23 protein-coding genes are annotated in these 24,114 nt (G+C 64.2%); 19 read left to right on the top strand and 4 right to left on the bottom strand.

Annotation, left to right across the window (positions count from 1 at the left end; translation table 11 throughout):
* Nucleotides 1–53: 53 nt before the first annotated feature.
* From gltB to OE856_RS08325, 5 genes are all read left to right on the top strand, one after another.
* A complete protein-coding gene (gltB, locus tag OE856_RS08345) occupies nucleotides 54–4,592 on the top strand; it encodes a glutamate synthase large subunit (RefSeq protein WP_263715620.1) in 4,539 nt (1,512 codons plus the stop codon).
* 86 nt (nucleotides 4,593–4,678) lie between these two features.
* Complete coding sequence (gene mtgA, locus OE856_RS08340) at nucleotides 4,679–5,416, top strand: monofunctional biosynthetic peptidoglycan transglycosylase (RefSeq protein WP_412174874.1); 738 nt, start codon at nucleotides 4,679–4,681, stop codon at nucleotides 5,414–5,416.
* Nucleotides 5,417–5,472: 56 nt separating this feature from the next.
* A complete protein-coding gene (locus tag OE856_RS08335; protein ID WP_263715619.1) occupies nucleotides 5,473–6,138 on the top strand; it encodes a glutathione S-transferase family protein in 666 nt (221 codons plus the stop codon).
* Nucleotides 6,139–6,237: 99 nt separating this feature from the next.
* Complete coding sequence (gene queG / locus OE856_RS08330; RefSeq protein ID WP_263715618.1) at nucleotides 6,238–7,245, top strand: tRNA epoxyqueuosine(34) reductase QueG; 1,008 nt, start codon at nucleotides 6,238–6,240, stop codon at nucleotides 7,243–7,245.
* Nucleotides 7,246–7,255: 10 nt separating this feature from the next.
* Nucleotides 7,256–8,410, top strand: a complete 1,155-nt coding sequence (locus tag OE856_RS08325; protein WP_263715617.1) for a PQQ-dependent sugar dehydrogenase — start codon at nucleotides 7,256–7,258, stop codon at nucleotides 8,408–8,410.
* A 3-nt stretch (nucleotides 8,411–8,413) separates the two neighbouring features.
* On the opposite strand, the gene OE856_RS08320 is transcribed toward OE856_RS08325, so the two are convergent.
* On the bottom strand, nucleotides 8,414–9,220 hold the full coding sequence (locus OE856_RS08320; protein WP_263715616.1) for a DUF4198 domain-containing protein: 807 nt from the start codon (nucleotides 9,218–9,220) through the stop codon (nucleotides 8,414–8,416).
* Between the two features lie 82 nt (nucleotides 9,221–9,302).
* Here OE856_RS08320 and OE856_RS08315 point away from each other — a divergent pair, with 82 nt between their 5' ends.
* Genes OE856_RS08315 through OE856_RS08305 form a run of 3 tightly spaced genes read left to right on the top strand, consistent with a single transcriptional unit; the run spans nucleotide 9,303 to nucleotide 11,611 of the window.
* Nucleotides 9,303–10,379, top strand: a complete 1,077-nt coding sequence (locus tag OE856_RS08315; RefSeq protein ID WP_263715615.1) for a HupE/UreJ family protein — start codon at nucleotides 9,303–9,305, stop codon at nucleotides 10,377–10,379.
* 53 nt (nucleotides 10,380–10,432) lie between these two features.
* On the top strand, nucleotides 10,433–10,627 hold the full coding sequence (locus OE856_RS08310) for a hypothetical protein (protein WP_263715614.1): 195 nt from the start codon (nucleotides 10,433–10,435) through the stop codon (nucleotides 10,625–10,627).
* A 60-nt stretch (nucleotides 10,628–10,687) separates the two neighbouring features.
* Nucleotides 10,688–11,611, top strand: a complete 924-nt coding sequence (locus OE856_RS08305) for a DMT family transporter (RefSeq protein ID WP_263715613.1) — start codon at nucleotides 10,688–10,690, stop codon at nucleotides 11,609–11,611.
* Nucleotides 11,612–11,662: 51 nt separating this feature from the next.
* On the opposite strand, the gene OE856_RS08300 is transcribed toward OE856_RS08305, so the two are convergent.
* Entirely contained in the window at nucleotides 11,663–12,529 is an 867-nt protein-coding gene (locus OE856_RS08300) for a branched-chain amino acid aminotransferase (RefSeq protein WP_263715612.1), read from the bottom strand.
* A 183-nt stretch (nucleotides 12,530–12,712) separates the two neighbouring features.
* On the opposite strand from OE856_RS08300, the gene OE856_RS08295 reads away from it, so the two are divergent.
* Genes OE856_RS08295 through dxs form a run of 6 tightly spaced genes read left to right on the top strand, consistent with a single transcriptional unit; the run spans nucleotide 12,713 to nucleotide 17,923 of the window.
* Entirely contained in the window at nucleotides 12,713–13,225 is a 513-nt protein-coding gene (locus OE856_RS08295) for a MarR family winged helix-turn-helix transcriptional regulator (RefSeq protein ID WP_263715611.1), read from the top strand.
* Nucleotides 13,222–13,929 (top strand): response regulator, encoded by a 708-nt coding sequence (locus OE856_RS08290; RefSeq protein ID WP_263715610.1) that lies wholly within the window; start codon nucleotides 13,222–13,224, stop codon nucleotides 13,927–13,929. Before OE856_RS08295 ends, OE856_RS08290 begins: the two co-directional genes overlap by 4 nt.
* 1 nt (nucleotide 13,930) lies before the next feature.
* On the top strand, nucleotides 13,931–14,866 hold the full coding sequence (locus tag OE856_RS08285; protein ID WP_263715609.1) for a histone deacetylase family protein: 936 nt from the start codon (nucleotides 13,931–13,933) through the stop codon (nucleotides 14,864–14,866).
* Nucleotides 14,863–15,105 carry an exodeoxyribonuclease VII small subunit gene (locus OE856_RS08280; RefSeq protein ID WP_263715608.1) on the top strand — a complete coding sequence of 81 codons (243 nt, stop codon included), beginning with the start codon at nucleotides 14,863–14,865 and terminating at the stop codon, nucleotides 15,103–15,105. Before OE856_RS08285 ends, OE856_RS08280 begins: the two co-directional genes overlap by 4 nt.
* Nucleotides 15,105–15,974: a polyprenyl synthetase family protein gene (locus tag OE856_RS08275; RefSeq protein WP_263715607.1), complete on the top strand. Its 870-nt coding sequence runs from the start codon at nucleotides 15,105–15,107 to the stop codon at nucleotides 15,972–15,974. Before OE856_RS08280 ends, OE856_RS08275 begins: the two co-directional genes overlap by 1 nt.
* Before the next feature lie 20 nt (nucleotides 15,975–15,994).
* Nucleotides 15,995–17,923 (top strand): 1-deoxy-D-xylulose-5-phosphate synthase, encoded by a 1,929-nt coding sequence (gene dxs / locus OE856_RS08270; protein ID WP_263715606.1) that lies wholly within the window; start codon nucleotides 15,995–15,997, stop codon nucleotides 17,921–17,923.
* On the opposite strand, the gene OE856_RS08265 is transcribed toward dxs, so the two are convergent.
* Entirely contained in the window at nucleotides 17,920–18,756 is an 837-nt protein-coding gene (locus tag OE856_RS08265; protein WP_263715605.1) for an SDR family oxidoreductase, read from the bottom strand. The two genes, dxs and OE856_RS08265, sit on opposite strands and share 4 nt — an antisense overlap.
* 114 nt (nucleotides 18,757–18,870) lie before the next feature.
* Between OE856_RS08265 and OE856_RS08260 the strand changes: the two genes are divergently transcribed.
* The 5 genes from OE856_RS08260 (at nucleotide 18,871) to OE856_RS08240 (ending at nucleotide 22,919) form a co-directional block, all read left to right on the top strand.
* A complete protein-coding gene (locus OE856_RS08260; protein ID WP_263715604.1) occupies nucleotides 18,871–20,349 on the top strand; it encodes an AMP nucleosidase in 1,479 nt (492 codons plus the stop codon).
* A gap of 133 nt (nucleotides 20,350–20,482) precedes the next feature.
* Nucleotides 20,483–20,770: an HU family DNA-binding protein gene (locus tag OE856_RS08255; protein ID WP_263715603.1), complete on the top strand. Its 288-nt coding sequence runs from the start codon at nucleotides 20,483–20,485 to the stop codon at nucleotides 20,768–20,770.
* A gap of 75 nt (nucleotides 20,771–20,845) precedes the next feature.
* A complete protein-coding gene (locus tag OE856_RS08250) occupies nucleotides 20,846–21,712 on the top strand; it encodes a DMT family transporter (protein WP_263715602.1) in 867 nt (288 codons plus the stop codon).
* A gap of 67 nt (nucleotides 21,713–21,779) precedes the next feature.
* Nucleotides 21,780–22,493 (top strand): cytochrome c biogenesis CcdA family protein, encoded by a 714-nt coding sequence (locus OE856_RS08245; RefSeq protein ID WP_263715601.1) that lies wholly within the window; start codon nucleotides 21,780–21,782, stop codon nucleotides 22,491–22,493.
* 12 nt (nucleotides 22,494–22,505) lie between these two features.
* Entirely contained in the window at nucleotides 22,506–22,919 is a 414-nt protein-coding gene (locus OE856_RS08240; RefSeq protein WP_263715600.1) for a thioredoxin family protein, read from the top strand.
* Here OE856_RS08240 and aroC read toward each other — a convergent pair.
* Nucleotides 22,916–24,019: a chorismate synthase gene (gene aroC / locus OE856_RS08235; RefSeq protein ID WP_263715599.1), complete on the bottom strand. Its 1,104-nt coding sequence runs from the start codon at nucleotides 24,017–24,019 to the stop codon at nucleotides 22,916–22,918. The two genes, OE856_RS08240 and aroC, sit on opposite strands and share 4 nt — an antisense overlap.
* Nucleotides 24,020–24,114 lie beyond the last annotated feature (95 nt).

Raw genomic sequence — 24,114 nt, 5'->3', positions numbered from 1 at the left:
TGTGGTGGCCGAGGGCCCAGAACCGCCCCGCCGCCGAAAGCAGGAGAACGACGATGACGAAATACGATGACGCTTGGGTCGCCGCCGAAGAGGCAAAGCGCGCCTTCATGGCCGAGAATGGCCTGTATCGTGACGAGGACGAGCATTCGTCCTGTGGTGTGGGCCTGGTTGTGTCGGTCAACGGCAAGCCGTCGCGCAAGGTTGTCGAGGCCGGCATTGATGCGCTCAAGGCGATCTGGCACCGCGGTGCTGTCGACGCCGACGGCAAGACCGGCGACGGCGCGGGCATTCACGTGCAGATCCCGGTTCCGTTCTTTTACGACCAGATCCGCCGCACCGGCCACGAGCCGCAGATGGATCGGCTGATCGCTGTTGGCCAGGTGTTCCTGCCGCGCACCGATTTCGGCGCCCAGGAAAAATGCCGGACCATCGTCGAGGCCGAAGTGCTGCGCATGGGCTATTACATCTATGGCTGGCGCCACGTGCCGGTCGATGTGACCTGCCTGGGTGAAAAGGCCAACGCCACCCGCCCCGAGATCGAGCAGATCCTGATCTCGAACAACAAGGGCGTGGACGAAGAGACGTTTGAGCGCGAGCTGTATGTCATTCGCCGCCGCATCGAAAAGGCCGCGATCGCCGCAGGTATCAACAACCTTTATGTCTGTTCGCTGTCGTGCCGGTCGATCATCTACAAGGGCATGATGCTGGCCGAACAGGTGGCCGTGTTCTATCCCGATCTTCAGGATGTCCGGTTTGAATCGGCCTTCGCGATCTATCACCAGCGCTATTCGACCAACACCTTCCCGCAGTGGTGGCTGGCTCAGCCGTTCCGCATGCTGGCCCATAACGGCGAGATCAACACGCTTAAGGGCAACCTGAACTGGATGAAGAGCCACGAGATCCGCATGACCTCGGCCGCCTTTGGCGATCTGGCCGATGACATCAAGCCGATCGTGCCGCAGGGCAGCTCGGACTCGGCCGCGCTGGACGCGGTGTTCGAGGTGCTGGTGCGTGCTGGTCGCTCGGCGCCGATGGCGAAAACCATGCTGGTGCCGGAATCGTGGTCGAAACAGGCCGTCGAACTGCCCGAGGCCTGGCGCGACATGTATTCCTATTGCAACAGCGTGATGGAGCCCTGGGACGGCCCCGCCGCGCTGGCCATGACCGATGGCCGCTGGGTTTGCGCCGGTCTTGACCGGAACGGCCTGCGCCCGATGCGCTATGTCGTCACCGGCGACGGGTTGCTGATTGCCGGTTCCGAGGCGGGCATGGTGCCCGTCGACGAGTCGACCGTGCGTGAAAAAGGCGCCCTGGGTCCGGGTCAGCTGATTGCCGTCGACACCAAAGAGGGCAAGCTGTTCCACGATGTGGAAATCAAGGACAAGCTGGCCGCCGCCCAGCCCTTTGGTGAATGGGTCGGCAAGATCAACGAGCTGGACGACGTGCTGGCCGAGGTGACCGAACAGCCGATGTTCTCGGGCGCCGAGCTGCGCAAGCGTCAGATTGCCGCCGGTTACACCATCGAAGAGCTGGAACAGATCCTCGCACCGATGGCCGAGGATGGCAAAGAGGCGATTGCCTCGATGGGCGACGACACCCCGTCGGCGGTTCTGTCGACGCAGTATCGCCCGCTTAGCCACTTCTTCCGCCAGAACTTCAGCCAGGTGACCAACCCGCCGATCGACAGCCTGCGCGAATATCGCGTGATGTCGCTGAAGACGCGGTTCGGCAACCTCAAGAACGTGCTGGATGAAGACGGCAGCCAGACCGAGATTTTCGTGCTGGAAAGCCCGTTCGTGGGCAACGCCCAGTTCGACGAGCTGGTGCGCCAGTTCAACGCGCAAGTGTCGGTGATCGACTGCACCTTCCCCGCCAATGGCGGGCCCGAGGCGCTGCATGACGCGCTGACCCGCATCCGCGCCGAGGCCGAAGACGCCGTGCGTTCGGGTGCCGGCCACCTGGTGCTGACCGATCAGCATCAAAGCGCCAGCAAGGTCGCGATGCCGATGATCCTGGCCACCTCGGCCGTGCATTCCTGGCTGACCCGCAAGGGGCTGCGGACCTTCTGTTCGCTGAACGTGCGTTCGGCCGAATGTATCGACCCGCATTATTTCGCCGTGCTGATCGGCTGTGGCGCCACCACGGTGAACGCCTATCTGGCCGAAGACAGCCTGGCCGACCGCATCGAGCGCGGCCTGCTGGACATGTCGCTGACCGAAGCGGTGAAAAACTATCGCCTGTCGGTGGATTACGGCCTGCTGAAAATCATGTCCAAGATGGGCATCTCGGTGATCTCGTCCTATCGCGGCGGTCTGAACTTCGAGGCCGTCGGCCTGTCGCGCGCGCTGTGCGCCGAGTTCTTCCCCGGCATGCACAGCCGCATTTCGGGCATCGGTGTGCACGGCATCCAGCACAAGCTGGAAGAGGTGCACGCCAAGGGCTGGAAAGCCGGCACCGATGTTCTGCCGATCGGCGGTTTCTACAAGGCGCGTCGCTCGGGCGAGAAACACGCCTGGGAAGCGCAGACCATGCATATGCTGCAATCGGCCTGTGATCGTGCCTCGTATGAGATGTGGAAACGGTTCTCGGCCGCGATGCGGGCGAACCCGCCGATCCACCTGCGCGACCTGCTGGACATCAAACCGCTGGGCAAGCCGGTGCCGATCGAAGAGGTCGAATCGATCACCTCGATCCGCAAGCGGTTCGTGACGCCGGGCATGTCGCTGGGCGCGCTGTCGCCCGAGGCGCACCGCACCCTGTCGATCGCGATGAACCGTATCGGCGCCAAGTCGGATTCGGGTGAAGGCGGCGAAAGCCCCGAGGATTTCACCCCCGAACCCAATGGCGACAACGCGTCGGCCAAGATCAAGCAGGTGGCATCGGGTCGCTTTGGCGTCACCGCCGAATACCTGCTGCATTGCGAAGAGCTGGAGATCAAGGTTGCCCAGGGCGCCAAGCCCGGCGAGGGTGGTCAGCTGCCCGGCATGAAGGTCACCGACCTGATCGCCAAGCTGCGCCATTCGACCAAGGGCGTGACGCTGATTTCGCCGCCGCCGCACCACGATATCTATTCGATCGAGGACCTGGCGCAGCTGATCTACGACCTCAAGCAGATCAACCCCAAGGCCAAGGTGACGGTCAAACTGGTGGCGTCCTCGGGCGTTGGCACCATCGCCGCCGGCGTGGCCAAGGCCAAGGCCGACATCATCCTGATCTCAGGCCACAACGGTGGCACCGGCGCGTCGCCCGCGACCTCGATCAAATATGCGGGTCTGCCGTGGGAGATGGGCCTGACCGAGGCGCATCAGGTTCTGGCGATGAACAACCTGCGCGACCGCGTGACCCTGCGCACCGACGGTGGCCTGCGCACCGGCCGCGACATCGTCATGGCCGCCATGATGGGTGCCGAGGAATACGGCATCGGCACCGCCGCGCTGATCGCGATGGGCTGTATCATGGTGCGTCAGTGCCAGTCGAACACCTGCCCGGTGGGCGTCTGCACCCAGGACGAGCGCCTGCGTGACAAGTTCACCGGCAATGCCGACAAGGTGGTGAACCTGATCACCTTCTACGCGCAAGAGGTCCGCGAGATCCTGGCCTCGATCGGTGCCCGCAGCATCGACGAGGTGATCGGGCGTGCCGACCTGCTGACCCAGGTCAGCCGTGGCTCGGCGCATCTGGATGACCTGGACCTGAACCCGCTGCTGCTGACCGTGGATGGCTCGGCCCAGATCACCTATGACCGCTACAAGCCGCGCAACGCGGTGCCCGACACGCTGGATGCGCAGATCGTCAAAGACGGTCACCGCTTCCTGGAAGACGGCGAAAAGATGCAGCTGTCTTATGCGGTGCAGAACACCGACCGCACCGTGGGCACCCGCGTTTCCAGCCATATCGTGAAACGGTTCGGCATGCGCAACAGTCTGCAGCCCGACCACCTGACGGTAAAGCTGACCGGCTCGGCCGGGCAGTCGCTGGGGGCGTTCGCCGCGCCGGGCCTCAAGATCGAGGTGTCGGGCGATGCGAACGACTATGTCGGCAAGGGTCTGTCGGGCGGTATCGTCATCGTGCGTCCGCCGATGGCCAGCCCGCTGGTCGCCGCCGAAAACACCATCATCGGCAACACCGTTCTGTACGGCGCCACCGACGGCTATCTGTTTGCCGCCGGCCGTGCGGGTGAACGGTTCGCGGTGCGGAACTCGGGCGCCAAGGTGGTGATCGAGGGCTGTGGCAGCAACGGTTGTGAATACATGACCGGCGGTGTCGCGGTGATCCTGGGGTCGATCGGGGCCAACTTTGGCGCCGGTATGACCGGGGGCATGGCCTATCTCTATGACCCCGACGGCAAGGCCGCCGACATGATGAACCTGGAAACGCTGGTGACCTGCCCGGTTACGGTCGAACACTGGGAGAACCAGCTGAAAGACCTGATCGAGCGGCACGCCCTGGAAACCAAGAGCGCCAAGGCGCGGAACATCCTGCAGCACTGGGATCTCGAGCTGGCGAACTTTGTTCAGGTCTGCCCGAAAGAGATGCTGGACAAGATCGCGCATCCGCTGTCGGTGGAAAGCGCCGCCGTGCCGGCCGAGTAATCGCCGCACGATAAATTGCAAAGGCCGGGCCCCGTTGCCCGGCCTTTTTCATTTGTCGCCGCCGCGCGGGCGGATATTGTGCCGCCGTGGCAAAGAAGACGAAACAGGCAAGGAAACCCAAGCGCGACGAGCGCACACTCTGGCAATGGCTGGTGCCTTGGCGGAGCATTCGCCGCTGGGCGCTGCGAGGGCTGGGGGCGGCGGTGTTGCTGGTGCTGGGGCTGGTGCTGCTTTACCGGGTCGTCAATCCGCCGATCACCCACACCATCTGGTCCGAGGGCCGGCGGCTGGGCCGGATCGAGCGCAACTGGGTCGATATCGACGACATCGCGCCGGTGATGGTGCGGTCGGTCGTGGCGGCCGAGGATGCCAACTTCTGTCACCACTGGGGGTTCGACATGGGCGCGATCCGGGCGGCGCTGCGCGAGGGTGCGCGCCGGGGCGGGTCGACCATCACCCAGCAGACCGTCAAGAACGTGTTCCTGTGGCAAGAGCGCAGCTGGCTGCGCAAGGCGCTAGAGGCGATGCTGACCCCGATGGTCGAGGCCGCCTGGCCCAAGCGGCGTATCCTTGAGGTTTACCTGAACGTGGCCGAGTTCGACACTGGCGTGTTCGGGATCGAGGCCGCGGCCTGGCATTACTTCAAGACCACGCCCGACAAGCTGACCGCGCGCCAGGCGGCGCGGCTGGCCGCCATCCTGCCCGACCCCAAGAATCGCAACGCCGCAGATCTGTCACGCCGGATGCTGCGCCGGGTCGACGGGGTGGTCGATGGGGCCGCAACGATACAGGCAGACGGCCGCGCATCCTGTTTCGAAGGTTGAAAAACCCTGCGCGGCACGGCAAGACAGGGGGCAATCAAATCAGTCGTGGCCCCCTTATGAACCGCCTTTATCACGTTCCCCTGTCTCCGTATTGCCGCAAGGTTCGCCTGGTGCTGGCCGAAAAGAAGATCGAGGTCGAGCTGATCGAAGAGCGCTATTGGGAGCAATCCGCCGAATTCATGCGCCGTAACCCCGCAGGCAAGGTGCCGGTGATGCGGCTGGACGGGCGTACCATGTCGGAAAGCCAGGCGATCTGCGAGTATATCGAGGAAACCAACCCCAACCCGCCGCTGCTGCCCAGCGACCCCGCAGCCCGCTACGAGGTGCGGCGGCTGATCTCGTGGTTCGATGACAAGTTTCACGCCGAGGTGACGTCGAAGCTGTTGTATGAGCGGGTGAACAAGAAGGTCATGGGGCTGGGCTATCCCGAAAGCAAGCACGTCAAGGCGGGCGCGCAGAAGATCAAGTATCACCTCGACTATATGGGTTGGTTGCTGGATCAGCGCCGCTGGCTGGCGGGTGATGTGATGACCATGGCCGATTTCGCCGCCGCCGCGCATCTGTCGTGCCTGGATTACATTTCCGATGTCGACTGGAACCGCAATGCGACGGTGCGGGACTGGTATGCCAAGATCAAATCTCGCCCGGCCTTTCGCGGGTTGCTGGCCGACCAGGTGCCGGGCTTTCCGCCGCCGGCGCATTATGCCGATCTGGATTTCTAGGGTGGGGGGCTGTCTGCCCCCCCTTCGCCTACGGCGAATTCCCCCCCGAGGATACTTTTCCAAAGAAGAAGGGAGGGGGCTGTGTTGAAAGATCGTTTGATGGCGCGTGCCCTTGAAGAGGGGTTCGCCAAGTGCCGGGTGACACGGCCCGATGCGGTGCCGGAATTGCCGGCGCGGCTGGATGAGTTCGTGGCGCAGGGGCGGCATGGGCAGATGGGCTGGATGGCTGAGCGGATGGGTTGGCGCGGGAATCCGGCGGCGCTGTGGCCCGAGGCGCGATCGGTGATCATGCTGGCCGAGGTTTACACGCCCGCGCATGATCCGATGCAGGTGATCGGGCAGCGCGATCGTGGGGCGATTTCGGTTTATGCGCAGAACCGGGACTATCACGATCTGGTCAAGAAGCGGCTGAAACGGCTGGGGCGCTGGTTGCTGGAGCAGGCGCCGGGTGACGAAATCAAGGTGTTTGTGGATACCGCGCCGGTGATGGAAAAGCCGCTGGCCGCTGCTGCGGGGTTGGGCTGGCAGGGCAAGCATACCAATCTGTTGTCGCGTGATCTGGGGAGCTGGTTCTTTCTGGGAGCGATTTTTACGACGATTGAATTAGAGCCTGATCCGCCTGAAAACGGCAATTGCGGGTCGTGCCGGGCGTGTTTGGATGTATGTCCGACAGCGGCGTTTCCTGCGCCCAATCAGCTGGATGCGCGGCGGTGTATTTCCTATCTGACGATCGAACATCACGGACCCGTCGAGGAAGAATTGCGCCCGTTGATGGGCAACCGGATCTATGGCTGCGATGATTGCCTGGCGGTGTGCCCGTGGAACAAGTTTGCCCAGACTGCGAGTGAGGCGCGCTATGCGGCCCGGCCTGAATTGGTTGCGCCCCGTCTGGCCGAGTTGGCGGTGTTGGACGATGCGGCGTTTCGGGCGCTGTTTTCGGGCTCGCCGGTCAAGCGGGTAGGGCGCAACCGGTTCGTTCGGAATGTGCTGTATGCGATCGGCAATTCCGGTGATCCGGCGCTTATGGCGGTGGCGCAGGGTTTGTGCGAGGATGAGGATGACACCGTGGCCGATGCGGCGTGCTGGGCGGTTGGGCGGCTGCGATAAGGGAGGCCAAATGCGCCGAGTTTTGTCACTATTCCTGCTGATTCCGTCGATTTCCTGGGGCGAGGTGCCGCAGGGCGCTCCCAATGTGCCAGAGTTCGCGCCCGCATTCGCTGGGCAGACCCGTGCGCCCGAAATGGCCGCGATTGATGGCCTGGATGTCACGATCTTTGCCCAGGGTCTGGCGCATCCCTGGGGGATTGCAGCGCTGCCTGGAGGCGGCTTTCTGGTGACCGAGCGCGACGGGCGGTTGCGCCATGTCGGTGCGGATGGGGCTGTTTCAGCGGCGATCTTGGGCGTGCCCGAGGTTGTGGCCCGTGGGCAGGGCGGGCTGCTGGATGTGGCTTTGGCGCCCGATTTTGGCAGTAGTCGCGCGATCTATCTGAGCTATGCGAAACCGGTGGGTCTGGGGCGGTCGGTAACGGCGGTGGCACGCGGTCAGTTGTCACATGATATGACCGAATTGGGCGATATTAGAGACGTTTATTTCCAGAATCGACCCAGCCGGAACGCCGCGCATTTCGGGTCGCGGGTGGTGTTTGGCGGGGGCCACATGTTCATCACCACGGGAGAGAGGTTTTCGCCCGCGAACCGGCTTTTGGCGCAGGACAAGGGTGTCGATTACGGCAAGGTGCTGCGCCTGTCGCCCGAAGGCGCGCTGCCGGCGGATAACCCGTTCGGCAATGCCGTCTGGTCGCTGGGTCATCGCAACGTGCAGGGTGCGGCTTTTGACGCGGCCGGACAGCTGTGGGCGATCGAGCACGGCCCCAAGGGCGGGGATGAGCTGAACAAGATCACGCGCGGGGCCAATTACGGCTGGCCGGTGATTTCCTATGGCGAGAATTACAGCGGCACGCCGGTTGGGCGCGGGCTGACCCAGGCGCCGGGGATGGAGCAGCCGGTGTATTACTGGGATCCGGTGATCGCGCCTTCGGGGATGGTGTTCTATGACGGCGCGATGTTCCCGGAATGGCGCGGTGATCTGTTGATCGCGTCGCTGCGGCCCGGCGGGTTGGTGCGGCTGCGTCTGCGCGATGGTCGGGTTGTGGGCGAACAGCGGATGCTGACCGGCACGCGGGTGCGCGATGTCGAGGTTGCCCCGGACGGGTCGATCCTGGTGCTGGTCGATGCCGATGATGGCGGTATTCTGCGTTTGTCGCTGAAATAGGCTCTATTCCAGCGGAACTCTGAAGGTCAGGCTGGCCCATAGCGAATGCCAGACAGGCCCCAGTGCGGGGTCATTCTGCCCTGTATCCAGCAAGATCACCGCGTCGAGAAGGTATTCATGCCCCGGCGCGACCGGCACGGATACTTCACCATTTTGATCGGTGCGCAGGCGCTGTATCTCGATCTGGCCGCCCGGGGCGCGGTTAAACAGCTCGAGCTGGGCGTTGTTGCGCGGGTGGCCTTGATAGAGCACCCGAACGGGCAGGCCGCCGGTCAGGTCATCGGTATACGGGTTGCGCAGGGCGACGATCTCGGTCTCGAGGCCGATGGCGCGATCCTGACCTTGGCCGTCGCCGATCGCGACCAGAGATTTGGCATAGCGGCGATAGGTTTCGTCGAACCCGGTTTGCGGCAGGCCGCGCGCGGTATGAGTGTCTGGCAGGCCGTCAAAGGCCTTGTGCGTGACGAAATCAGTGAACTTGGCCCATTCCGTATAGGTCAGCCGTTGATCGGTGGTTTCATGTACGATGATCGCCAGGCCCTGGGCCGGGGCGGGCTGAGACATGGCGGGGCGGTCACCGATACGGCTGGTGATTTCAGTCACTGTTTCACCTTGAAACAGCTCGAACCGGGTGATCCGACCGGGCAAAAACGACATGGGCGCGCCGCTGAAATTCTGCCCCAGCCGCAGGTCGGCAATGACTGGCGCGCCGGGATCAACCTGATAGGTTTGCGGAGACAGCCAGAATTCATGGGCCAGCGCCATGGGTGCACTAAGTAGGGCAGTGATCAGTAATATGGGCAAACGCATGAGGGGCCTTTCAGCGATGATATTCAATGTGAACCGGATCTGTGGGCGGTCAAGCGTCCTGGCGGCGGTTGTCTTGTTTGTGATGACGCTGCCCGGGCAGGCGCATGAGGTGCGGCCGGCGGTTGGCGATGTCACGGTTACGGCCGAGCAGGTGCGCGTCGATCTGACCGTGACGCTAGAGGCGCTGGTGGCCGGGATCGACATGGCTGGGCTGAGCGACACCAATGAATCGCCCCTGTCGGGCTATTATGACCGCCTGCGCGCGCTGCCTCCGCAAGAGCTGGAGCAAGCCTTTGACAAGGTCTGGCCGCGTATCGCACAGGGGCTGGTATTTCAGGTGGGTGACACGCGTATTGTGCCTGACCTGGCCGGGCTGCGCATTCCCGAAGTGGGCGACACCGCCCTGCCGCGCGATTCGGTTCTGGTGCTGACCGCTGTGCTGCCGACGGGCGATGCCCCGGTGCAGATCGGCTGGGCCGCGACCAACGGCCCGCTGGTGCTGCGGCAGATGGGGCAGGGGGACGACCTGTATTCGGGCTATCTGACGGGGGGCGCGCTGTCTGACCCGCTGCCGCGCGAGGGTGTGGCGCAGGTGGGCGCGATCACGGAATTCGGGCGCTATGTGGTGCTTGGGTTCGAACATATCCTTCCCAAGGGGCTGGACCACATCCTGTTCGTTTTGGGGCTGTTCCTGTTCTCGTTGCAGATGCGCCCGCTGCTGTTGCAGGTCACGGCCTTTACCCTGGCGCATACGGTGACACTGGCGCTTGCAAGCCTGAAAATCGTCACTGTTCCAGCGGAAATCGTCGAACCTTTGATCGCGGCGTCGATCGTTTTCGTGGCGGTTGAAAACATCATCGGCGGCAAGTTGGGCTGGCGGCGGGTGGCTGTGGTCTTTGCCTTTGGCCTGTTGCACGGGCTGGGCTTTGCCAGTGTGCTGGGCGAGATCGGGCTGAACCCCGCGCGGTTTGTTGCCGATCTGATCGGGTTCAATATCGGGGTCGAGATCGGGCAGCTGACGGTGATTGCCCTGGCCTATCTGGCGGTCGGGCTGTGGTTTGGCCGCAAGCCCTGGTATCGCGCGGCCATCGTGGTGCCCGGATCGGCGGCGATTGCGCTGGTCGGGGCGTGGTGGGTTGTGGAACGGACGCTGCTGTAAGGGCGAAAAGCGCCCCGCGCTGTGGTATGATCGCCCCAATAGGAGGATCAGACATGACCGAACGCAGCTTTTTTGACCATCTGCGTGACTATGACGTGACCAAGCGCGCCGCGCAGTTCGCCCGGATCGAACGGCAGACTGCCCCGCATCGGGCGGCGGTTGCGGCGCAGCGGCGGCCCACCAATGTCGATGAGAGATCGATGCGCATGGCCGAGTATCTGCGGATTGAAAAAGGTTATCTGACCTGACGTTGGTCTTGCTTGCGCGCCAAAGCTGATCGAGATGAGGAGGATCAAGCGAGACTCCTTATGAATCCCCTGCGCGCCATTCTGTTCAAGCTGCTGTCCGTCGCCCTGTTCGTGATCATGGCGTCGCTGATCAAGGCCGCGTCGGACCAGGTGCCGGCGGGGCAGGCGGTGTTTTTCCGGTCGCTCTTTGCGGTGCCGGTGATCGTGCTGTGGCTGGCGGCGCGGGGCGATCTGCGCACCGGGCTGCGCAGTGCCAACCCGATGGGGCATTTCTGGCGGGGCTTTGTTGGCACCAGCGCGATGGGGCTGATGTTTGCCGGGCTGGCGCTGTTGCCCCTGCCCGAGGTGACGGCGATCGGCTATGCCACGCCGCTGTTGGTGGTTATCTTTGCCGCGATGTTCCTGGGCGAAGAGGTGCGGCTGTTTCGCCTTGGGCTGGTCATGGTCGGGCTGATCGGGGTGTTGATCATGCTATCGCCGCGGCTGACGGCGCTGACCAATCATGAAATGGATGCCCGTCTGGCGCTGGGCGCTGTGATCACACTGGCCGGGGCGGGCTGCGCGGCGCTGGCGCAGGTGTTCATCCGCAAGCTGGTGCAGACCGAACAGACCTCGGCCATCGTGTTCTGGTTCTCGATCTCGGCGACGCTGTTGTCGCTGCTGACGCTGCCCTTTGGCTGGGTGATGCCCACTTGGGATGTGGCGGTCATGCTGGTTCTGGCCGGGTTCATCGGCGGGGTGGCGCAGATTTTCCTGACCTCAAGCTATCGGTTTGCCAATGCCTCGGTCGTGGCGCCGTTTGACTATGCGTCGATGCTGTTTGCGGTGGCGATCGGCTACGTGTTCTTTGACGAACTGCCGACGCGGCCGATGGTGGGCGGCGCGGCGCTGGTGATCGGGGCTGGGGTGGTGATCATCTGGCGCGAACGCCAGCTGGGGCTCGAGCGCGACAAGCAGCGTAAGGCGCAGACCCCGCTGGGATGAAAAACGGCCCCACGAGGGGGCCGCATTCGAGACTGTTTCAGCCGAAAACGCTTAGGCGCGCACCAGCTTTTCATAGCTGTCCGAGATGTCGCGCGTCAGAGCGCCGACCTCGAAGTTGAACTCGCCGATCTGGCCCACCGGGGTAACCTCGGCGGCGGTGCCGGTCAGCCAGCATTGCTCAAAGCCTTCCAGCTCTTCGGGCATGATGTGGCGTTCGTTCACGGTGATGCCCTTTTCCTTGAGCATGCCGATCACGGTCTGACGGGTCAGCCCGTTGAGGAAGCAATCGGGCTTGGGCGTGTGCACCTCGCCGTCCTTGACGAAAAAGATGTTGGCGCCGGTCGCCTCGGCCACATAGCCGCGATAGTCGAACATCATCGCGTCGGAACAGCCTTTGTCCTCGGCGGCGTGTTTCGACATGGTGCAGATCATGTAAAGGCCCGCGGCCTTGGCTTCGGACGGGATGGTGGCCGGGTCGGGGCGGCGCCATTTGGCGATGTCCAGCTTGGCGCCTTTCATCTTGGCGTCGCCGTAGTAGTTGCCCCATTCCCAGGCGGCAACGGCCACGCGAACCGGGTTGCGGCGCGAGGCGACACCCATGTCTTCGCCGGCACCGCGCCAGGCGATGGCGCGCACATAGGCGTCCGACCAGCCATTGGCGGCCAGAACGTCATATTTGGCCTTTTCCAGCTCTTCGACCGAGTAGGGCACCTGGAAATCCAGCAGCTTGGCCGAATGGCGCAGGCGCTCTGAGTGCTGGACGCTTTTGAAGATCTTGCCGTTATAGGCGCGCTCGCCCTCGAATACCGACGAGGCATAGTGCAGCGCATGCGTCAGGATATGCACCTTGGCATCGCGCCACTCGATCAGCTTGCCATCCATCCAGATCTTGCCGTCGCGGTCATCATAGCCGGTCATCGGTTTGTCCTTTCCAAGCGTCGGGCCGGGCCCGTTTTTCTAATGTTGCGCAACTTAGGGCCGGTTCGGACATAATGTTGCGCGAAATTGAGGCATTCCTAGTAATTGATTCTTGGAATGTCAACAAGACTGACATAAAATCGGTGCCTGAAACATAATACGTGAACACAAGGGACGCGCAATATGGCCGATACCGGCACCGGGCCTATCCAGCATGGCGAAAGCCTATTGTTCCTGACTGACGAGCAGCTGCGCAAGGGGATCGAGGCAATGTTTTTTGCCTATCGGGCCTTCACGTCCGATCCCGATCGCATTCTTGAACAGCATGGCTATGGCCGGGCGCATCACCGGGCGGTGCATTTCATCCATCGCGCGCCCGGCACGACGGTGAATAACCTGCTGGCGATTCTGGGGGTGACGAAACAGTCTCTCAACCGGGTGCTGCGGGCGCTGATCGAGGATGGGCTGGTCGAAAGCCGGGTCGGCAAGCGCGACAAGCGTGAACGGCACCTGTATCTGACCCCCGTCGGTGCCGCGCTGGAACAAGAGCTGTCGGATGCCCAGCGCGCGCGGATGCGCAGCGCCTTTCGCGCCGCCGGCCCCGAGGCCGTGGCAGGCTTTCGCCAGGTGCTAGAGGCGATGATGGATCCCGAGATGCGCCGGCAATATGCCTCGATGCGGGATGGCGGCCAATGAGCGCGGGCCAGGATATTCACCTGCTGATCGTTGATGATGACGAACGCATTCGCGGGCTGTTGCAGAAATTTCTGATGCGCAACGGCTTTCTGGTCAGCGCGGCGCGCGATGCGGCCCATGCGCGGCGGCTGTTGAGCGGGCTGGAATTCGACCTGATCGTGCTGGACGTGATGATGCCGGGTGAGGATGGCGTGACCCTGACGCGCGAGCTGCGCAAGGATATCACCACGCCGATCATGCTGTTGACCGCGCGGGGCGAGACCCCCGACCGGATCATGGGGCTTGAGGCCGGGGCCGACGACTATCTGGCCAAGCCGTTCGAGCCCAAGGAACTGTTGCTGCGGATCAACGCCATTTTGCGCCGGGTGCCGCAGGCGGCCGAGCCCAGCTCGGGGCCGACCGTGCTGCATCTGGGCGCGGTGCGGTATGACATTGATCGGGGCGAGCTGTGGCAGGGTGATGCTCTGGTGCGGCTGACCGCCACCGAGGCGCAGCTGATGAGGATTTTCTCGGCCGAGCCGGGGCAGGCGATCGCGCGGTCGCGCCTGGTCGAGGAGCTGGGCCGCGATGGGGGGCAGGCTCAGGAACGAGCGGTCGATGTGCAGATCACCAGGCTGCGCAAAAAGATCGAAAAAGACCCTAAACAACCGCGATACCTGCAAACCGTGCGCGGGGCGGGTTACATGCTGCAACCGGATCTCTGACATGACCACTGCGCTGATCACCCATTCCGACTGCCTGAACCACCTGACCCCGTCGGGCCACCCCGAACGCGTGGCGCGGCTGGAAACCATTCTGAAACGGCTTAGTTCAGCCGAGTTCGAGCCGCTTTTGCGCGTTGACGCCCCCCTGGCCGACGAGGCCGAGGTGCTGCGCTGTCACAGCGCCGACTACCTGACGCGGATCAAGGGCGCCATTCCTGCCGACGGCTTTGCCGCGCTGGATGCCGATACGTTCGTGTCGCCGGGCAGCTTTACCGCCGCGCTGCGCGGGGTGGGCGGCAACATGCGGGCCGTTGATATGGTGATGACGGGCGAGGCGCAGAATGCCTTTGTCGCCTGCCGCCCGCCGGGGCATCACGCCGAAAAGGCCCAGCAGATGGGGTTCTGCCTATTCGGAAACGTCTCTATTGCAGCCAAATATGCGCTTGATCACCACGGGCTGGATCGCGTCGCCATCGTTGATTTCGACGTGCACCACGGCAATGGCACGCAGGATCTGTTGTGGGACGAGGGCCGGGTGCGGTTCGTATCGACGCATCAGTCGCCGCTTTGGCCCGGCTCTGGCGCGCTGACGGACAAGGGCGGCTGCGACAACATCATCAACCTGCCGCTGCCGCCGCGATCGACGGGGCGTGAATTGCGCATGGTGTTCGAAAACTATGCGCTGCCGCGGCTGGATGCTTTCGCACCGCAGATGGTGCTGATTTCGGCCGGGTTCGACGCGCATATGGCCGATCCGCTGGCCGAGCTGAACTGGGGCACGGATGATTTCGTCTGGGCCACGCAACAGATCTGCGACCTTGCCGAGACCCATGCCGGGGGGCGGGTGGTCTCGACACTGGAGGGCGGATATGATCTGGATGCGCTGGCGGCCAGCACGGCCGCGCATGTGCAGGTTCTGATGGAGCGGGGATCGTGAGCGACAAACCGGTGAATGAGATGAGCTTTGAAGAGGCCATGCGCGCGCTGGAGCAGGTTGTCGGCCAGCTAGAGCGCGGGGACGTGCCGCTTGAGGAATCGATCACGCTGTATGAGCGCGGGGCCGAGCTGAAGAAACGCTGCGAGGCCAAGCTGAAAGAGGCCGAGGAAAAGGTTGCCGCCATCACCACCGATGCCAGCGGCACGCCCACCGGCACCCGTCCGCTAGACGAGGTCTGATGTTCGAGGCGCGCCTTACCGACGTGGCAACGCAGGTTGCCGCGCATCTGGATGACATTCTGGCAGACTACCCCGATCAGCGCGTGGTGCAGGCGATGCGCTATGCGGTGGCGGGCGGCAAGAGGCTGCGCGCCTTTCTGGTGATCGAGGGCGCGGCGCTGCATGACGTGCCCGTGGCCCGCGCGCTGAACGCGGCGGCGGCGGTCGAGGCGCTGCATGCCTATAGCCTGGTGCATGACGATCTGCCCTGCATGGATGACGACGACCTGCGCCGCGGCTTGCCCACGGTGCATGTGAAATGGGATCAGGCCACCGCCGTTTTGGCGGGGGACGCGTTGCAGACCCTGTGTTTCGGCCTGCTGGCCGATCCGGCCACCCACCCCGATGGCGCGGTGCGGGCCGATCTGGTGGCGTCTATGGCGCTGGCGGCCGGGGCGCGGGGCATGGTTTACGGTCAGGCGCTGGATATCGCCGCCGAAACCGCCGACCAGCCGCTGACGCTGGATCAGATCACCGAGTTGCAGGCGGGCAAGACCGGGGCGTTGATCCGCTGGTCGGCCGAGGCGGGCGCGCGTCTGGCCGGGGCCGATGTGGCGCCCTTGGGTGCCTATGCCGATGCGCTGGGCCTGGCGTTTCAGATCGCCGATGACATTCTCGATGTCGAGGGCGACGCGGAAAAGGCGGGCAAGCGGCTGCAAAAGGATGCCGAGGCCGGAAAGGCCACGTTCGTGTCTTTGCTGGGCCTCGATGGGGCCAAGGCGCGGGCGCGACAATTGGTCGATCAGGCCTGCACATCCCTTGACCCCTACGGGACAAGCGCGGAAAACTTGCGGCAAGCCGCCCGTTTCGTTATCTCGCGCGAGATGTAAGCGCCCGGGGAGGGCAAGCCATGAGCGCCAAACCAGACACCCCCCTGCTGGACCGTGTGAACGTTCCGGCCGATCTGAAACAGTTTTCGGATGCCGAGCTGCGTCAGGTGGCGGACGAGTTGCGCGCCGAGACCATCGCCGCCGTGTCCGAAACCGGTGGCCATCTGGGTGCGGGTCTGGGTGTGGTCGAAATGACCGTGGCGCTGCACGCGGTGTTCGATACGCCCAAGGATCGGCTGATCTGGGACGTGTCGCACCAGTGCTATCCGCACAAGATCATCACCGGGCGGCGCGACCGTATTCGCACGCTGCGGCAAAAGGGCGGGCTGTCGGGTTTTACCAAGCGCAGCGAGTCGCCCTATGACCCGTTCGGCGCCGCGCATAGTTCGACCTCGATTTCCGCCGCGCTGGGCTTTGCCGTGGCGCGCGATCTGGGCGGCGCGACCGAGCATGGCATCGGCGACGCGATTGCCGTAATCGGTGACGGCTCGATGAGCGCCGGCATGGCCTTCGAAGCGATGAACAATGCCGGCCATCTGGGCCGCCGCCTGATCGTCATTCTGAATGACAACGACATGTCGATCGCCCCGCCGGTGGGCGCGCTGTCGTCCTATCTGTCGCGGCTTTATGCCGGCGATCCGTTCCAGGAGCTGAAGGCCGCCGCCAAGGGTGCGGTCAGCCTGCTGCCCTCGCCCTTTCAGGAAGGCGCGCGCCGGGCCAAGGACATGCTGAAGCACATGACCGTCGGCGGCACCCTGTTCGAAGAGCTGGGCTTCAGCTATCTCGGGCCCATTGACGGCCATGACATGGAACAGCTGCTGGCCGTGCTGCGCACCGTCAAGGCGCGCGCCACCGGGCCGATCCTGATTCATGCGATCACCAAAAAGGGCAAGGGCTATGCCCCCGCCGAGGCCCGCGATGACAAGGGCCACGCCACCGCCAGGTTCGATGTCGTCACCGGCAAACAGCACAAGGCGCCGTCGAATGCGCCCAGCTATACGTCGGTCTTTGGCGATGCGCTGGTGGCCGAGGCCGCGCGCGATGACAAGATCGTCGCGGTCACGGCGGCGATGCCTGATGGCACCGGTCTGGGCCTCTTTGCCGAGCGCTATCCCAGCCGCTGTTTCGATGTGGGCATTGCCGAACAGCATGGCGTGACCTTTTGCGGCGCGCTGGCGGCGGGCGGGATGAAACCGTTCTGCGCGATGTATTCGACATTCTTGCAGCGCGGCTATGATCAGGTGGTGCATGATGTGGCGCTGCAGGGTCTGCCGGTGCGCTTTGCGATCGACCGGGCCGGATTGGTCGGCGCCGATGGCGCGACCCATGCGGGCAGCTTTGACATCGCCTATCTGGCCAACCTGCCGGGCATGGTGGTGATGGCCGCCGCCGACGAGGCCGAGCTGGTACATATGGTCGCCACCGCCGCCGCCTATAATGACGGGCCGATTGCATTTCGCTATCCGCGGGGCGAGGGCGTGGGCGTCGAGATGCCCGAGCGCGGCGAGGTTCTGGAAATCGGCAAGGGCCGGATGGTCCAGCAAGGCGCGCGGGTGGCGATCTTGTCATTTGGAACGCGCCTGTCCGAGGTGACCAAGGCCGCCGAGGCCCTGTCGGCGCGGGGCATCACCCCCACCGTGGCCGATGCCCGGTTCGCCAAGCCGCTGGACCGCGAGATGATCCTGGATCTGGCCGCCACGCACGAGGCGCTGATCACCATCGAAGAGGGCGCCGTGGGCGGGTTTGGCTCACATGTGGCGCAGCTCTTGTCGGACGAGGGCGTGTTTGACGCAGGGTTCAAGTTCCGCTCGATGGTGCTGCCCGACAGTTTCATCGACCAGGCCAGCCCCGACGACATGTATGCCGCCGCCCATCTGAACGCCCCCGATATCGAGGCCAAGGTGCTAGAGGTTCTGGGCATCGCGCAGATCGGGGAAAAGCGGGCCTAGCTTTCCGCCTTTAACAACGCCGCCAGCCCGGCGCGATAGTCGGGGTATCTCAGCGTTACGCCCAGCTCTTCCTTGATGCGGTCGTTTCGCACCTTTTTGGATTCGGCATAAAAGCTGCGCGCCATCGGGGTGAAGGTCGCCTCATCGAACGGGATGTCGGGCGGCACCGGCAGACCCAGCAGGTTTGCGGCATGTTCGATCACGTCTTGCGGCGGGGCGGGGTCATCGTCGCAGACGTTATAGACCGCGCCGGGGTTGGGCCGCTGGATCGAGGCCAGCAGCACCTGCGCGATGTCCTCGACATGGGTGCGCGAAAACACCTGGCCCGGTTTGATGATCCGCCGCGCCTTGCCCGATTTGACCTTGGCAAAGGGGCCGCGGCCGGGGCCATAGATACCTGCCAGCCGAAAGATATGCAGCGGCAGGTTCAGCGCGGCCCATTCGGCCTCGGCCGCGACGCGGGCGCGCCCGCGTTCGGTGGCGGGGGTCAGGGGCGTGGCCTCGTCGACCCAGCCGCCCTGATGGTCGCCGTAAACGCCCGTGGTCGACAGGTAGCCCACCCATTGCAGGTGATCGGCGCGGGCCAATGCGTCACTGATCTCGCGCAAAACCGGGTCGCCCTGATCATCGGGCGCGACGGATGACAGCACATGCGTGGCCTGCGCCAGCGCGCCCGCCAGATCGCCGCCGGGCCAGATTACGGCCTGATCAACCGTCATCTGCGCCGCCTTTTCCGGGCTGCGGGTGGTGGCGATGACCCGCCAGCCGGCGGGCAGGATGTTGGCCAGCGCGCGGGCGCTATAGCCGTGACCGATGGAAAGCAGTGTGTTCATGGCCGCGATCATCCGATCTTGGGCGGCGGGGCGCAAGGCCGGGCTTGCGCCTTGGCGCGGGATGGTCACTATTTGAGCAACCCCGCGCGATACAGCGCCAAAACGAGTGACCCCATGGCCGAGCAGACCCTGCCCTTTGAAACGCCCCCCGCGACCGCGCCCGAGGAGTTTTCCGATGCCGCCGCCGCCGTGCGCCGGCTGTGCGAGCTTTACGCCCAGGCGACGGCCTTTCTGAAAGACCGGTTCGAGCACACGATCGAAGGCGCCCCGCGCTTGGCCCGCTATCGCGCCTATTACCCCGAGATCCGGTTCGTCACGAACAGCTTTGCCCATGTCGACAGCCGCCTGTCGTTTGGCCATGTCACCGATCCGGGCATGTATTCGGCCACGATCACCCGGCCCGACCTGTTCGCCAACTACCTGCGCCAGCAGATCGGGTTGCTGATCGAGAACCACCGCGTGCCGGTCACGATCGGCCCGTCGACGACGCCGATCCCGGTGCATTTCGCGGTGGCGGGCGACGCCAGCATCACCGTGCCGCAAGAGGGCGCGCTGGATTTCCCGCTGCGCGATGTGTTCGACGTGCCCGATCTCAGCACCACCCATGACGAGATCGTCAACGGATACGGGTTCAAGTATGACGACGGCGCCGCGCCGCTGGCGCCCTTTACCGCGCAGCGGGTCGACTATTCGCTGGCGCGGCTGTCGCATTACACCGCCACCGCGCCCGAGCATTTCCAGAACCATGTTCTGTTCACCAACTACCAGTTCTATGTCGAAGAGTTCGAGCAATTCGCCCGCGATGCGCTGGCCGACCCGGACAGCGGCTATTGCGCGCTGGTGGGGCCGGGCAATGTGACGATCCGCGATGCGCAGGCGCCCTTGCCGGTGCCAGCCAAGCTGCCGCAGATGCCGACCTATCACCTGAAACGCGACGACGGGAACGGGATCACCCTGGTCAATATCGGGGTGGGGCCGTCGAATGCGAAAACCGCGACCGACCATATCGCCGTGCTGCGCCCCCATGCCTGGATGATGGTGGGGCACTGCGCGGGGCTGCGCAATTCGCAGCGGCTGGGCGATTTCGTGCTGGCCCATGCCTATCTGCGCGAAGATCACGTGCTGGACGACGACCTGCCGGTCTGGGTGCCGATCCCGGCGCTGGCCGAGATCCAGATCGCGCTGGAACAGGCGGTGGCGCAGGTCACCGAATTGCAGGGGTTCGAGCTGAAGCGCATCATGCGCACGGGCACCGTGGCGACGATCGACAACCGCAACTGGGAACTGCGCGACCAGTCGGGCCCGGTGCAGCGCCTAAGCCAATCGCGGGCCATCGCGCTGGACATGGAAAGCGCCACGATCGCCGCCAACGGCTATCGGTTCCGTGTGCCCTATGGCACGCTTTTGTGCGTGTCCGACAAGCCGCTGCATGGCGAGCTGAAACTGCCCGGAATGGCCAGTGATTTCTATAAAACACAGGTTTCGCGGCATTTGCAGATCGGTATAAGGGCGATGGAGCAATTGCGCGAAATGCCACTGGAACGTATTCACAGCCGGAAATTGCGTAGCTTTGAGGAAACAGCTTTCCTCTGACGTGGCGAAAACAACTACAAAATGCATGAAAAGCACTTGATTGCGTCCGCAAATCATTGTGTGTCATGCCTACATACCGTTACATTATGCGGATCAGCCCCAACCCAATGGGGCAGGAGTGAGGAGACCATACATGGCAAAACCGATGACCAAGACTCAGCTGGTTGCTGCGCTGGCCGAGGAAATGGGTGCGGATAAGAAAGCCGCCTCGGCTGCTCTGGACGCGCTGACCGGCGTGATCACCAAGGAAGTTGCCGGCGGCGGCGCAGTGACCCTGCCCGGCGTTGGCAAGATCTACTGCCGCGAGCGCCCCGAGCGCATGGTGCGCAACCCCGCCACCGGCGAGCAGATCAAGAAAGAGGCCGACAAGGTGGTCAAGATGACCATTGCCAAAGCGCTGAAGGACAGCGTGAACGGCTGATCACACGGGCTTGTGCCCCTGTGAAAATGGCTTAGGGTCGCCTTGGGCGGCCCTTTTCTTTTGTGCAGAGGTTCCATGGATATTCGCGCCATCGGCATGGGGCTGGCCTTTGCCCTGATGTGGTCTTCGGCCTTTACCTCGGCGCGGATCATCGTGGCCGATGCGCCGCCTTTGCTGGCGCTGTCGCTGCGGTTTCTGATCTCGGGGCTGATGGCGATCGCCATCGCGCGGGCGCTGGGGCAAAGCTGGCGCCTGAACGGCGCTCAGATCAAAAGCACCATCATCTTTGGCCTGTGTCAGAACGCGCTGTATCTGGGGCTGAACTTTTTCGCGATGCAGACGGTCGAGGCCAGCCTGGCGTCGATCATCGCCTCGACCATGCCGTTGCTGGTGGCGGCGCTGGGCTGGCTGATCTGGCGCGAACGCCTGCGGCCCATGGGCATTGCCGGGCTGGTCGCGGGGTTTGCCGGCGTGGCGATCATCATGTCCAGCCGCCTGGGCGGCGGGGTCGACATGGTGGGCGTGGGGCTGTGCCTGATCGGTGCGCTGGCGCTGGCGGTGGCGACGCTGACGGTGCGCAGCGCGTCTTCGGGCGGCAACCTGATCATGATTGTCGGCTTGCAGATGCTGGTGGGCAGCGCCGTGTTGGGCGTGATCGGCCTGGCGACCGAAACCTGGGTGGTGACGATCAGCCCGCGCTGGATCGCGGCCTTTGTCTATACGACGCTGGTGCCGGGCCTGTTGGCAACGATCATCTGGTTCGTGCTGGTCGGGCGGATCGGCGCGGTGCGGGCCGCGACCTTTCATTTTCTCAACCCGTTCTTTGGCGTCGCCATCGCGGCGGTGCTGTTGAACGAGAAACTGGGCGTCATGGATTTGGTGGGCGTGGCGGTGATCGCCGCCGGCATCCTGGCGGTGCAGCTGTCGCGGCAGGTGCGCTGACGCGCATGTGAAGGCATGTCAGCTGATGTTTGGTGACTTGGCCGCGCGCCGAGGCCAGATTGAGGGCATGGATCTTTTGCTTGGATATCTGGCGGGGCTGCTGACGCTGATCAACCCCTGCGTTTTGCCGGTGCTGCCGATCGTGCTGGCCACCGCGTTGCAGGCGCATCGGCTGGGGCCGGTTGCCGTGGCTGCGGGGATGAGCCTGTCTTTCGTCACGCTGGGCATGGTCGTCACGGTCGCCGGGCGCAGCCTGGGCCTGACCGAAGAGATGGTCGCCAACGCCGGCGCCGTGCTGATGATCGGGTTTGGCCTGATCCTGCTGGTGCCGCAATTCGGGGCGCGCTTTGCCACGGCAACGGCGGGGGTGTCGGCGCGTGCCGATGCCGGGCTGGATGGCGTCGACCGGTCGGGCCTGCCGGGGCAGTTTCTGGGCGGCCTCTTGCTGGGCGCGGTCTGGAGCCCCTGCATCGGCCCCACGCTGGGCGGCGCGATCTCGCTGGCCAGCCAGGGCGAAAGCCTGGGCCTGGCGGGGGCGATCATGGTCAGCTTTGCGCTGGGCGTGTCCACCATCATTCTGGCGCTGGGCTATGGCGCGCGTTCGGCCCTGCAACGGCGTCAGGCCCTGATGCGCCGCATCGCCGTCAAGGCGCGGCCGCTGATGGGGGTGATCTTTGCCGCCGTCGGGCTGGCCATTCTGTTCAAACTTCACCTGTTGATCGAGGCCTGGGCCGTGCAAAGCCTGCCCGCCTGGCTGATCGATCTGTCTGTTGCGATTTAAGGAGACACACCCATGAACCGTCGTGATTTTCTGGCCCTGACCGGAGTTGCCGCCGTCACCCTGCCGGTGATGGGGCAGGCCAAGCCTTTGGACTATACCAAGGGGCTGGTTGAACAGCGCCTTGCCGCGGGCGAGACCCTGTTTCTGGATTTCAAGGCCAGCTGGTGCAGCACCTGCGCCGCGCAGGAACGGGTGATCAAGGCGCTCAAGGCCGAGAACCCCGCCTATGAGCGTGCCGTGACCTTTATCGACATCGACTGGGATACCCACGGCAACGGGTCGCTGGTGCGCCAGATGAACATCCCGCGCCGCTCGACGCTGGTGGTGCTGAAGGGCGACCAGGAACTGGGCCGGATCGTCGCCGGCACCTCGCGCAAGGATATCAAGGCGCTGATGGACACCGCGCTGGGCGCGGCGACCTCTTAACCGATCTTGCCGCGGTTTTCGCCGATCTGACCCCGGTGCAGCAGGATGTGATCCAGCAGCACGCAGGCCATCATTGCCTCGCCCACGGGCACGGCGCGGATGCCGACGCAGGGGTCGTGGCGGCCCTTGGTGATGATCTCGGCCGGTTCGCCCGATTTGGTGATCGTCTTGCGCGGCGTCAGGATCGAGCTGGTCGGTTTCACCGCAAAGCGCACCACGACATCCTGACCGGTGGAAATCCCGCCCAGAATGCCGCCGGCGTGGTTCGATGAGAACACCGGCTGGCCGTCATTGCCCATGAAGATCTCGTCGGCATTGTCGACGCCGGTTAGCTCGGCCGCGGCCATGCCTTCACCGATTTCCACGCCCTTGACGGCGTTGATGCTCATCATCGCGGCGGCAAGGTCGGTGTCGAGCTTGCCATAGATCGGGGCGCCCAGCCCGGCGGGCACGCCGCGCGCGACCACCTCGACCACGGCGCCGACGGAATTGCCCGATTTGCGCAGATCGTCCAGATAGGTGGCCCAGGTCTCGGCCGATTTGGCGTCAGGCGTCCAGAACGGGTTTTGTTCGATCTGGTCCCAGTCGAAATTGTCGCGGTCGATCTTGTGCGGGCCGACCTGGGTCATATAGCCGGTGATCTGGATGCCCGGCACCAGCGCGGTCAGGGCCTCGCGCGCGATCCCGCCCGCGGCCACACGCGCCGCCGTTTCGCGGGCCGAGCTGCGCCCGCCGCCGCGATAGTCACGAATCCCGTATTTCTGCCAATAGGTGATGTCGGCGTGACCGGGGCGGAATTTCTCGACGATATCGCCGTAATCCTTGGACCGCTGGTCGGTGTTCTCGATCATCAGCTGAATGGGCGTGCCGGTGGTGACGCCCTCGAACACGCCCGACAGGATGCGCACCTCGTCAGGCTCGCGCCGCTGTGTGGTGAACTTGTTCTGGCCCGGCTTGCGACGGTCCAGCCAGTGTTGCAGCTGCGCGGCATCCACGGGCACGCCCGGCGGACAGCCATCGACCGTCGCACCCAGCGCCGGCCCGTGGCTTTCGCCCCAGGTGGTGACACGGAAAAGATGGCCGAATGTGTTCATGCTCATGGGCGGGCTCCTTTCCAGCCGGAATAGCCGCCCCGGCGATTTGTCGCAAGGGTGCGGCGCGCAATGAAAAAGGCCGCCGGAACGCGCCAGCGGCC

The sequence above is a fragment of the Actibacterium sp. XHP0104 genome (assembly GCF_025751515.1).
GTDB lineage: Bacteria > Pseudomonadota > Alphaproteobacteria > Rhodobacterales > Rhodobacteraceae > Actibacterium_D.
This window is presented reverse-complemented; position numbering and strand designations above follow the sequence as displayed.